Genomic DNA, 11,360 nt, shown 5'->3' with positions numbered 1-11,360 from the left:
CGCGCCGCCTCGGTGAGGTCGCGGGCATATTTCTTCAAGGCGTCATAGGCGTTCTCGGCCGAGGCGCTGTCGGCCGTGCGGCCCTTGCGCAGCGCGTTGATGGCGGCGTTGAGATGCTGCGGGTCGACGCCGCCCCTGGCGATCAATCGTCCGGCCTCGCTGTCCTTGTCGGCGGCCAAGGCCTGGAACAGGCGCTCCACCGTCACGAAGCTGTCGCCGGCCTTCTCCGCCGCCTGCTCCGCCGCCGTGAAGAGGCGCGCCGTCTCCGGCGCGAGATAGACCTGTCCCGCACCGGCGCCGGAGACTTTCGGCATTTTGGCCAGCGCCTCTTCGGTGGCCTTCAGGATCGCGCGCGAATGGCCGCCGGAGCGGTCGATCAGGCCGGCGACGAGGCCCTCGCTGTCGTCGAGCAGGACTTTCAGGATGTGGAGCGGCGTGAACTGCTGGTTCCCCTCGCGCATCGCCAGCGATTGCGCGGACTGGATGAACCCTTTCGCGCGATCGGTGTATTTTTCGATGTTCATCGAGCCACCTCTCAAGGCAACAGCGTGATGGTGTCGCGCGCCTGCCCGCCGCTGCTGCAAAGACCTCCCGAGCAACGCGCATGCCAGAGTGAACAAACAAGAAAATCAACGCTTTGTGGTCGCAGGCCCGCCGTCGGCGGACACAATGTCGGGCCTCGGCCGGACAAAATGTCCGCGACGGCGCGGCAGGCCGTCCGGACGCAGCCGACCGCCGCTCCGGCCAGTCTCGCGCAGCCGCGATGCCCCGTCGATCCCGCCGATATCGCTCAAGCGCCTTCATCGGCTTCGGGCATCCATATGGTGAACGTCGTGCCTCGTCCCGGCTCGCTCCTGACCGAGATCTTGCCGCCCTGGCGCGTCACCAGCATCTGGCTGATGGACAGGCCGAGCCCGGTGCCTTCCCGTGTCTTGGTGGTAAAGAAGGGATCGAAGATCTTCCCGATCACATCCGGGGTCATGCCCGTGCCGGTGTCCGCGACCGCGATGGCGACCCCCGGGCGTCCGTCCATGTCGCTGTCGAAGGTCCGCAGGGCGAGCCGCCCGCCCTGCGACATCGCATGGATGGCGTTGACGATCAGATTGACCAGGACCTGCTGCAGCTCGGTACGGTTCATCATGATCGGCCGCAGCGCGCGATCCTCCCGCTCCACCGCGATCGCCGTCTTGCGGAGCAGATGCTGCACGAGCGGCAAAGTGTCGGAGATGATGCCGGCAACGGCATAGTGCTCGGAATAGCCGGCATATTCCTGCGGCTTGGCGAATTGCAGCAGCTTGGTCACGATCTCGGTGATGCGGTGCATCTGCTCGTCGATGAGCCGGAACTCCGTTCCCGCCTTCTCGGCATTCTTCCCCATCAGATCGCGGATCACCTCGAGATTGCCCTGCATGACCGCAATCGGATTGTTGATCTCGTGGGCGATGCCCGCGGTGATCTCCCCGATCGCCGCGAGCTTCTCGGACATGACGAGCTGCCTGGTCGCCGTCTCAAGCTGCAGCGTCGCCCGCTGCAGCTTGAGCGCGCGCTCCTCGACGCGCCGGTTGAGCTCCTCGTTCCAGCGGCTCAGCTGGACATCGCGTTCCTGGACGAGATCGAGGAGGCGATCGAGATGGAGGGCGACCTGGCCGACCTCGTCCCTGTTGCCGACGGGGCCGGTCCGGGCGGAGAGGTCGCCGCCCTCGACGCGGGCGATCGTGCCGGTCATGCGCTCCAGCGGCCTGAAGATGCCGCGCGCCCAGGTCAGGAGCAAGGGAACGGTCGCGGCGACGGCCAGCAGGAATGCGGCCGCGATCGACAGCAGGGTCTCCCGCTTGGCCTGCGTGAACGGCCTTTTCAGAAATCCCGCATAGAGCATGCCGACGCGGCGGCCATAGCTGTCGAGGATCGGCTGATAGGCCGAGACGTACCAGTCGTTGACGACGAAGGCGCTGTCGAGCCAGGTCCGGCCCTGATCCAGCACGGCGCTCCGGACCGCCTCCGAAACACGCGTGCCGATGGCGCGCCGCCCTTCGAACAGGCGCACATTGGTGCTGATGCGAACGTCGCCGAGAAACAGCGTCACCGTGCCCCGGCTGCCTTCGGGCAGGCCGGCATCGTGATAGATCAGGTCGTTGATCGTGTCGACGAAGGCAAGGTTCCGGTTCAGGAGCATGCCGCCGACCAGTGCGGCGCGCCGTCCGTCCGGCAATGTCAGGGCGCTCGCCGACTGGAGGACCAGGCCGCGTGCCTCCTCCGTGAGGATGGTGGGGGCGCTGGCGGGCGTGGGGACGAGCTCGATGCGGGCGCGCCGGGCGAGCTCGGAGGAGAACGCCGCGAGCTCCTCGGGCGCGAAGACGTCGATGCCCGTTCCCGAGCGGCCTGCCAGGGCCGCGGCGATGATCGGCCAGTCCCGGCGGACGGAAGCCGAGGCCATCGGGTATCCGCTGACGACGACCTGGCCGTCCTCGCCGAGGAGGTAGAGAAAATCGAACCCGCGCCCCTCGGCGGTCTCCTTCAGGAACGCCGCGAGGGCGCCGTCGGCATGGCTTCCTTTCAGGAGCAGCTCGTGGAACCGCGCCGAATCGCCCAGGGACGCCAGCTGCGCCGCCAGGGTCTCGCGAATGCGGGCCATGGACTGATGGGCGATGGTCAGGTCGTCGTTGACCTTGGAAACCGCCATGGCGTCGAACCTGGCATTCCAGCGGTAGATGCTGATGCCGAGCAGAAGCGGCAGGATGACGAGCATCGGCACGAGCGCGATGGCCAGCAGGCGGTAGCGGACCGATTTGCGTCCGCTCGCGATGCTGGCGGCGGCCTCAGACATGCCAGCTGACGCATTTGCGGTCGATGGTCTTGCGCGAGATGCCGAGCCGGCGGGCGGCCTCCTCGCGATCTCCACCGGCCTCGCGCAGGACCGACAGGATGTGCCGCCTCTCCACGTCGGCCAGGCTCTGGCCGCCTCCGTCGCCGTCGGCGACCCTCTCGACGTCGTCGGGAAAGCCGCCGAGGATCACCGTCCGCTCGATCAGGTTGCGCAGTTCCCGGATGTTGCCGGGCCAGTCATAGCGCAGGAGCGAGGCGCGGACCTTGTCGTCGATCGCGACCGGGGGCATGCCGAGCTGGCGGGCGAACTCGTGCATGAACAGCGCCGCCAGCTCCAGAACGTCGTCGCCGCGGTCGTTCAGGGGCGGCAGATGGACCTGCATGACATTGATGCGGAAATAGAGGTCGGCACGGAAGGTGCCGGCTTCGATGCGCCTGGGCAGATCGGCGTTGGTGGCGAAGACGAAACGGGCGTCGAAGGGAACCTCGCGCTCCGAGCCGACCGGTCGCACGCGGCGATCCTCCAGCACGCGCAAGAGCTTGGTCTGCAGGAGATAGGGGAGCTCGCCGATCTCGTCGAGAAAGACGGTGCCGCCATGGGCATGCATGAACAGGCCCTCGCGCGTGCGCCCCGCCCCCGTGAAGGCCCCCTTCACGTGGCCGAACAGCTCGCTCTCGATCATGTCCGCGGGAATGGCGCCGCAGTTGATCGGCACGAACAGCTTGTCGGAGCGGTTGGACAGCGCATGGAGCGAGCGGGCTGCAACCTCCTTCCCGGTTCCCGACTTGCCGGTCAGGAGGACCGAGGTCGGCAGGGGCGCGACGCGCGCGATGGTCTCGCGCACGTGCTGGATCGCCTTGGAGCCACCGAGCAGCTTGTTGCGCAGGAAGATCTGATGCGACGGCGAGCGCAGCTCCTGGCGCAGGACGTCGTTCTCCCGCTGCAGCCTCATGCGGTCGAGGCACCGCGCCACGGCGTTCAGAAGCTGGTTCGACCGGAACGGCTTCAGGACGAAATCGACCGCGCCGGCACGCAGGGCCCTGATCGCCGTATCGAGATCGGCATAGGCGGTCATGAGGATGACGTCGGCGAAGAAGCCGATGGCCCGCTGCTGGGCGAGCCAGTCCAGGCCGTTCTGGCCCGGCATGATGTTGTCGAGGATGACGACATCGAAAGGCTGCTCGTCGAGCTTGCGCGACGCCTGCCTGGTATCGGCCGCCGCCTCGATCCGCTTGCAGCGCGGCCCGAGGACCTTGACCAGGAAGTTGCGCATGCCCGGCTCGTCGTCGACGACCAGGATCGATGCCTGGGCCAGCCAGGGGCCGAATTCCGGGTCTGCGACAGGCTCGGCCGCTTCGCGGCTTGCATCCTCCGACATGTCAGGTCCTTCCGACGCCGGTGCGCGATGTCCGCCCGCCCCGGACGGCTAGTCCTTCCCGAGGAACGCCGGCGCCAGGTCTTCCTCGACCATGCTCCGGGCCGCCTGCGGCGTCTGCTCGCTGCCGACCTCGTCCAGCCGCGTCGCCGCCTCGAACAGCAGCGCCCGGACCTCGTCCGGCGTCAGCACCCCCTTGGCGACGAGCTTGCGCACCAGCGCCTGCAGGATGAGGGTGTCGATCTCGCCGTGCCCCAGTGCCGCCAGCCGCTCGCTCATGGGATGTCTCCGGTCTCTCGGCCCTGATTTCGCGCCCCTTTCGCCGCTGAGCAGCTTCTCGTGGCCGAGGCCACGAGAAGCTGCTCAGGACGAACGCCCCTGGATCTCCCCGCGCAGCTGCGCCAGGGCGCGGCGCATCCCGTGGAGCTGGTCCATGAGATGGAGGATGACGTCGATGCCCGCATCGTTCGCGCCGAAATCATGCCTCAGCTCCCGGATGAGGCGGGCGCGCGCCATGTCGACATCCGAAAACCGCATGCCGACGGCGGTCTCTTCCGGAATGAGCCAGCGCTGCTCGATCCAGAATTCCAGCGTCTGCACCTCGAGGCCCGAGGAGGCCAGGAACTCCTGCTTGTCCATCGTCACGACGTCCCATCCTCGCGCGGATTGAAGTCTCGACCCTTGCTCCAGCTCGACACGAACGCCTCGAGCTCGGGATCCGGCGATTTCGGCAGGACCACCTTCAGCTTGACGAACTGGTCGCCGGCCCCGCCGCCGCGCCGGGGCGCGCCCTTGCCTCTCAGGCGCAGGGTCGTCCCGGTGTTGGATCCCTTCGGCACCGACATGGTCACGTCTCCGGTCGGCGTCGGGACGCGGACCTTGCCGCCGAGCACCGCCTCGGCGAGCGAGACGGGCAGCTCCAGGGAAATGTCGTCGCCCTCGCGGGCGAAGCGGGGATCGGGCAGCACCTCCACCTCGATCAGCGCGTCCCCGGGGCCGCCTTGGCCGGCCCCCGGCGCGCCCTTGCCCTTGAGGCGCAGGACCTGCCCGTCGACCAGGCCGGGCGGGATCTTGACGTCGAGCGTGCCCCCCTCCGGCAGGGTCAGGCGCTTGTTGGCGCCCGTGATCGCTTCCACGAACTCGATCGGCAGGCGGTAGTGCAGATCCCGTCCGCGCCGGTTGGCCTGCGCCCGCTGGCTGCGCCGCAAAAGCTCGGCGAAGGCATCGTCGGACTCCATGAAGTCGGCGAAGCCGCCGGCATCGGCGTAGGGATGGCCTTCGTCCGCGGTGGCGAAGTCGCGATAGAAATGCTGCTGCGGGCGCTCCGCCCCGGTCGCGTCGATCTCGCCCTTGTCGAAGCGCTTGCGCTTCTCGGCATCGCTGAGCAGGTCGTAGGCGCCGGCGACCTCCTTGAACTTCTCCTCCGCCGCCTTGTCGCCGGGATTGAGATCGGGATGCAGCTTCTTGGCCAGCTTGCGGTACGCGCTCTGGATCTCGGCCGTGGAAGCCGTCGGAGCGACGCCGAGAACCTCATAGGGACTTTTCACAACTCACTCCGGAAGAGCTTGGTGGAGAACGGCATGCGAACCGCCCTCCGATCGATCGGGAGGCCTCGCCTGCGCCGGCGATGCGCATGGCCGAAGATGGCGCGGACCTCCCCGCTCCGTCGCCCTCTCACGTCGGCTTCTTCCTGTCGTCGTCGACCTCCGTGAACTCGGCATCGACGACGCCGTCGCCATCCGGCCGCGGCGCCGTGTCGGAAGTCTTCCCAGACGCTGCATGGATGGCCTCCGCGAGCTTCGTCGACTGATGCTGCAAAGCGCCCGCCTTCGCGCCGATCGTGGACGCATCGTCCCCTTTCAGCGCCTCGCGAAGGTCGGCCATGGCATTCTCGATCGCCCGGCGGTCGGCGTCAAACAGCTTGGCGCCATGCTCGGCCACCGTCTTCTCCGTCGCGTGCAGCAGCGCCTCGGCGGCATTCTTCGCCTCGACGGCTTCCCGGCGCCTCTTGTCCTCGGCGGCATGGGCCTGCGCGTCCTTGACCATCCTGTCGATGTCGGCCTCGGACAGGCCGCCGGACGCCTGGATCTGGATGCGCTGCTCCTTGCCCGTGCCCTTGTCCTTGGCCGAGACGTTGACGATGCCGTTGGCATCGATGTCGAAGGTCACGTCGATCTGCGGCACGCCGCGCGGCGCCGGCGGAATGCCCATCAGGTCGAACTGCCCGAGGAGCTTGTTGTCGGCCGCCATCTCGCGCTCGCCCTGGAACACCCGGATGGTGACGGCGCTCTGGTTGTCGTCCGCCGTGGAGAAGACCTGGCTCTTCTTGGCCGGGACCGTGGTGTTGCGTTCGATGAGACGCGTGAAGACGCCGCCCAGGGTTTCGAGGCCGAGCGACAGCGGGGTCACGTCGAGCAGGAGAACGTCCTTGACGTCTCCCTGCAGCACGCCGGCCTGGATCGCCGCGCCGACCGCGACCACCTCGTCCGGGTTCACGCCCTTGTGCGGCTCCCGGCCGAAGATCTTCTGCACGACCTCCTGAATCTTCGGCATGCGGGTCATGCCGCCGACCAGCACCACCTCGCCGATGTCCTGGGCGGTCAGTCCCGCGTCCTTCAGCGCGTTGAGGCAGGGCTCGATGGTTCTCTGCACGAGGTCCTCGACCAGCGACTCGAACCTGGCGCGCGTCAGCTTGACCAGCAGATGCTTCGGCCCCGAAGCGTCGGCCGTGACGTAGGGCAGGTTGACCTCGGTCTGCGTGGTGGTGGAGAGCTCGATCTTGGCCTTCTCCGCGGCCTCCTTCAGCCGCTGCAGCGCCAGCTTGTCCTTTCTCAGATCGATGCCCTGCTCGCGCTGGAACTCGTCGGCGAGATAGTTGACCAGGCGCATGTCGAAGTCCTCGCCGCCGAGGAACGTGTCGCCATTGGTCGACTTGACCTCGAAGACCCCGTCCCCGATGTCGAGAATGGAGATGTCGAACGTGCCGCCGCCGAGATCGTAGACGGCGATCTTGGCCTGCTTCTTCTTCTCCAGCCCATACGCGAGCGCCGCCGCCGTCGGCTCGTTGATGATGCGCAGGACCTCCAGGCCGGCGATCCTGCCGGCATCCTTGGTCGCCTGGCGTTGCGCATCGTTGAAATAGGCCGGAACCGTGATGACCGCCTGGCTGACCTTCTCGCCGAGATTGGCCTCGGCCGTCTCCTTCATCTTCTGCAGGATGAAGGCCGAGATCTGCGAGGGCGAATAGGCCTTGCCATCCGCCTCCACCCAGGCGTCGCCGTTCGCCGCCTTGACGATCCTGTAGGGAACCAGCGCCTTGTCCTTCTCGACGGTCGGGTCGTCGTAGCGCCGGCCGATCAACCGCTTCACCGCGAAGATCGTGTTGGTCGGATTGGTCACGGCCTGCCGGCGGGCCGGCTGTCCGACGAGGCGTTCGCCATCGCTGGTGAACGCGACGACCGAGGGCGTCGTGCGGGCGCCCTCGGCATTCTCGATGATGCGCGTCGTCTTGCCGTCGATGACGGCGACGCAGGAATTGGTCGTACCCAGATCGATCCCGATGACTGTGGCCACCTTGCTCCTCCCTGGACTTGATGCTCTCGCTCGAACGCTGTCTCGCCGCCCGGCGCTTCCGGCGGACGGCTTCATCGGCCTTTCACCAGGGTCGCCCCCTCCACTCGGGTGGCACCCTTCGGCACAGGCGGCCACGGGCGAGCCTCCCGCCCCGTGCCATGGTGTCTCGTCCGTCCGCCGACGCCGCGGCATTGCCCGACAGCGACCTGGACAGCAACACGCGTGCCAGCCCGAGCATACAATGGTTTCAAGGGCTTGAGGACCGGAAGCCCACGGCGGCGGACAAGCTGTCCCCGGCGAGCCGGACAAAATGTCCATTCGCGTCCGCCACGGTCGTTCCGTCCGCCGCCGACGGACAATTTGTCCATGTATTTCAGCGAGATGACATGCTCTATTCGGCAGGTGGAGGGGCAGCCCGGCCGAGGTCTCGCAGATGCGCGTGCGTCGATCCGTGACATGGCGGTGCGCGCAGGCCGCATGGTCGAAGCCCTGGTCCATTCCGTCGTGAGAGCCCGATGACGAAGGTCGAACACAGTCCCAAGCAGCGACTTGCGGAACGCCAGAAGGCCGGACCGCACCTGACCGATCAGGAGCATATCGGGCTGAACGGGCGCATCGCCCTCGTGATCACCGACGCGGTCGGCACCATGTGGTGCGCCTATATCTTCGCCGCGATCGCCCTGGTCAGCCTGCCCGCGGCCATCGAGGGCGGCGTGGCGTCGCTGATCGCCTGGATCGCCCAGACCTTCCTGCAGCTCGTGCTCCTGTCGGTCATCATGGTGGGCCAGAAGGTCGCGGCCGCGGCCTCGGACAAGCAGGCTCTGCAGACCTACAAGGACGCCGAGGCGCTCCTGAAGATCCAGGACGAGATCCATCGGCTGATCGAGACCAACAACACCCTGACCGAGGAGATCCACCGCGCGGTCGCGGGGAAGGCAATGCCGGCCGCCGCGCACCCGCCCGTCCCCGGAGCACCCGGCGCGCCGGCGTGACGACGGGCGAAGCGCCTGCCACGCTCCGGCGACGCCCGCTCACCCCGAGCCCGCCAGCATGAACCGGATCGCGCCGGCGACGGCCCCGAGGGCGAGGACGCTCGCCGCCCAGATCGCCGCCATCCAGGCGAGGCGCTGCCAGAGGGGCGCGGGCGAGGCCATCAGTGATAGCCGTGCGTGCCGACCTTGCCGCGGAACACCCAATAGGCCCAGGCCGTATAGGCGAGGATGAGGGGGATGATGACGACGGCGCCGACCAGCATGAAGACCTGGCTGTCGTGCGGCGCGGCGGCGTCCCAGATCGTCACCGTCCGCGGCACGATGTGGGGGTAGATGCTGATGCCGAGGCCGACGAAGCCAAGGAGGAAGAGCACGAGGGCCATGAGGAACGGCAGCAATTCGAACTCGCGCCGGAGGCTCCAGAAGAAGGTGGCCGTCGAGATCGCCACCAGCAGCGGCACCTGCGCCGTGGCCAGCACCCCCGGCATGGCGAACCAGCGGCGCCAATAGTCGTAGTGCAGGAACGGCGTCGCCGCGCTCACGCCGCCGAGGGCGACGAGCGTCGCCAGGCCGAGCCAGAACGCGGCACGGCGGGCATGCCGTTGGCAGGGCCCCTCGGTCTTCCAGATCAGCCAGGTCGCACCGAGCAGCGCATAGCCGATCACGACCGCGACGCCGGTCAGCACGCTGAACGGGCTCAGCCAGTCCAGCCAGCCGCCGGCATAGGCGTCGTTCTCGACACGGATGCCCTGGAGGATGGCGCCGAGCGTGATGCCCTGGGCCAGGGCCGCGACCACCGAGCCGATCGAGAAGGCCGCGTCCCAGAGCGGCCGGTGACCCGAATCGCGCCAGCGGAACTCGAAGGCGACGCCGCGGAAGACCAGGCCGAGCAGCATGGCGATCATCAGGGGATAGGTCGCCGGAAGGATGATGGCGTAGGCGAGCGGAAAGGCCGCGAACAATCCGCCGCCGCCCATCACCAGCCAGGTCTCGTTGCCGTCCCACACCGGCGCGATCGAATTCATCGCCTGGTCCCGCTCGTCTCCGACCGCGAGGGTCGGAAACAGGATGCCGATGCCGAGGTCGAAGCCGTCCATCACGACATAGGCCATCACGGCAAAGCCGATGATCCCGGCCCAGACGATGGTGAGGTCGAGGCTGGCCATGGCTCACTTCTCCGCCGGCACGGGCAGGGCGACGGTCGCCGCCGGCGTGATGCCGGCCGCGCGGTGCGGCACGTTCGGCGGCTCCGTCTCCCCACGCTCGGGCGGCTTGCCCATCAGACGCAGGAGATAATAGGTGCCCGCCCCGAACGCGGTGAAATAGACCAGGACGAAGGCGAGCAGCGACGCGGCGATCGCCGGGGCCGCGAGCGGCGAATGCGACTCGTCGGTGCGCAGCAGGCCATAGACCGTGAAGGGCTGGCGGCCGACCTCGGTCGTCACCCAGCCGGCGATCACCGCGACGAAGCCGGCAGGCCCCATGAGGACGGCGGCCCGGTGCAGCCAGGACCAGTCGTAGAGCCAGCCGCGGAAGCGGGCGAACAGGCTCCACAGGCCGAGGCCGAGCATGGCGAAGCCGATCGCGACCATGATCCGGAACGACCAGAAGACGATCGGCACCGGCGGCCACTGGTCGCGCGGGAAGTCGGTGAGGCCCGGCAGCGGCGCGAAGGGATCGTGCTTGAGGATCAGCGATCCGACATGGGGGATCGACACTTCGTAGTGGACGCGGGCCTCCTCGTTGCTGGGCAGGCCGAACAGGATGAGCGGAGCGCCGTCGGGGCTCGGCTGGTAGTCGCCCTCCATGGCCAGGACCTTGGCCGGCTGGTGCTCCAGCGTGTTGAGGCCGTGCGCATCGCCGGCCAGGATCTGGATGGGGGCGACGAGGGCCGCCATCCACATCGCCATCGAGAACATCTTGCGCGCGCCGGGATTGGCGCGGTCCTTGAGGAGGTGCCAGGCGCCGACGGCGCCGACCACGAAGGCGGTGGTGAGATAGGCCGCGATCACGGTGTGGACGAGGCGGTAGGGAAAGCTGGGGTTGAAGATGATCGTCAGCCAGGAGCCCGCCGGCACGAACTGGCCCTTGGCGTTGATCGCGAAGCCGGCAGGCGTCTGCATCCAGCTGTTCACCGCGATGATCCACGTCGCCGAGATCAGCGTGCCGAGCGCCACCATGCATGTGGCGAAGAAATGCAGGCCCTTGCCCACCTTGCTGATGCCGAACAGCATCACGCCGAGGAAGCCGGCCTCCAGGAAGAAGGCGGTCAGCACCTCATAGGCCATGAGCGGGCCGATGACCGGACCCGCCTTGGCCGAGAACACCGACCAGTTGGTGCCGAACTGGTAGGACATCACCAGGCCGGACACCACGCCCATGCCGAACGCCACCGCGAAGATCTTCAGCCAGTAGCGGTAGAGGTTGGCGTAGACGCCCTCCCCGGTCTTCAGCCAGAGCCCTTCGAGCACCATCAGGTAGCTCGCGAGCCCGATCGAGAAGGCCGGGAAGATGAAATGGAAGGAAACCGTGAAGGCGAACTGCGCGCGTGCGAGGATCACCGGGTCCAACTGCTCGAGCAACGTCCCACCCTCCC

11 protein-coding genes are annotated in these 11,360 nt (G+C 67.8%); 1 reads left to right on the top strand and 10 read right to left on the bottom strand.

Features of this window, described 5'->3' with window-relative positions; all coding sequences use genetic code 11:
- The 7 genes from QO011_RS14655 to dnaK all read right to left on the bottom strand — a co-directional run.
- On the bottom strand, positions 1 to 524 hold a 524-nt coding region (locus tag QO011_RS14655), incomplete at its 3' end, for a Clp protease N-terminal domain-containing protein (RefSeq protein WP_307273145.1).
- 266 nt (positions 525 to 790) lie between these two features.
- Positions 791 to 2,824, bottom strand: a complete 2,034-nt coding sequence (locus tag QO011_RS14650; protein WP_307273143.1) for a sensor histidine kinase — start codon at positions 2,822 to 2,824, stop codon at positions 791 to 793.
- A complete protein-coding gene (locus tag QO011_RS14645) occupies positions 2,817 to 4,202 on the bottom strand; it encodes a sigma-54-dependent transcriptional regulator (RefSeq protein WP_307273141.1) in 1,386 nt (461 codons plus the stop codon). Before QO011_RS14645 ends, QO011_RS14650 begins: the two co-directional genes overlap by 8 nt.
- Positions 4,203 to 4,250: 48 nt before the next feature.
- On the bottom strand, positions 4,251 to 4,478 hold the full coding sequence (locus QO011_RS14640) for a hypothetical protein (protein WP_307273138.1): 228 nt from the start codon (positions 4,476 to 4,478) through the stop codon (positions 4,251 to 4,253).
- Positions 4,479 to 4,562: 84 nt separating this feature from the next.
- Entirely contained in the window at positions 4,563 to 4,838 is a 276-nt protein-coding gene (locus tag QO011_RS14635; protein ID WP_307273177.1) for a chaperone modulator CbpM, read from the bottom strand.
- A gap of 2 nt (positions 4,839 to 4,840) precedes the next feature.
- A complete protein-coding gene (locus QO011_RS14630) occupies positions 4,841 to 5,746 on the bottom strand; it encodes a DnaJ C-terminal domain-containing protein (protein ID WP_307273136.1) in 906 nt (301 codons plus the stop codon).
- A 127-nt stretch (positions 5,747 to 5,873) separates the two neighbouring features.
- On the bottom strand, positions 5,874 to 7,772 hold the full coding sequence (gene dnaK, locus QO011_RS14625) for a molecular chaperone DnaK (protein WP_307273134.1): 1,899 nt from the start codon (positions 7,770 to 7,772) through the stop codon (positions 5,874 to 5,876).
- Positions 7,773 to 8,287: 515 nt separating this feature from the next.
- On the opposite strand from dnaK, the gene QO011_RS14620 reads away from it, so the two are divergent.
- Positions 8,288 to 8,764, top strand: a complete 477-nt coding sequence (locus QO011_RS14620; protein WP_307273132.1) for a hypothetical protein — start codon at positions 8,288 to 8,290, stop codon at positions 8,762 to 8,764.
- A 39-nt stretch (positions 8,765 to 8,803) separates the two neighbouring features.
- Here QO011_RS14620 and QO011_RS14615 read toward each other — a convergent pair whose 3' ends face one another.
- From QO011_RS14615 to QO011_RS14605, 3 genes are read right to left on the bottom strand one after another with little or no spacing between them, the layout of a single operon-like run.
- The gene (locus QO011_RS14615) at positions 8,804 to 8,926 is read right to left on the bottom strand and encodes a DUF2474 domain-containing protein (RefSeq protein ID WP_307273130.1); all 123 of its coding nucleotides are present in this window, start codon (positions 8,924 to 8,926) and stop codon (positions 8,804 to 8,806) included.
- Positions 8,926 to 9,930 carry a cytochrome d ubiquinol oxidase subunit II gene (cydB, locus tag QO011_RS14610; protein WP_307273128.1) on the bottom strand — a complete coding sequence of 335 codons (1,005 nt, stop codon included), beginning with the start codon at positions 9,928 to 9,930 and terminating at the stop codon, positions 8,926 to 8,928. Before cydB ends, QO011_RS14615 begins: the two co-directional genes overlap by 1 nt.
- A 3-nt stretch (positions 9,931 to 9,933) precedes the next feature.
- Positions 9,934 to 11,346, bottom strand: a complete 1,413-nt coding sequence (locus QO011_RS14605) for a cytochrome ubiquinol oxidase subunit I (RefSeq protein WP_307273126.1) — start codon at positions 11,344 to 11,346, stop codon at positions 9,934 to 9,936.
- Between the last annotated feature and the right edge of the window lie 14 nt (positions 11,347 to 11,360).

The organism is Labrys wisconsinensis, from assembly GCF_030814995.1.
GTDB classification, from domain to species: Bacteria; Pseudomonadota; Alphaproteobacteria; order Rhizobiales; family Labraceae; genus Labrys; species Labrys wisconsinensis.
This window is presented reverse-complemented; position numbering and strand designations above follow the sequence as displayed.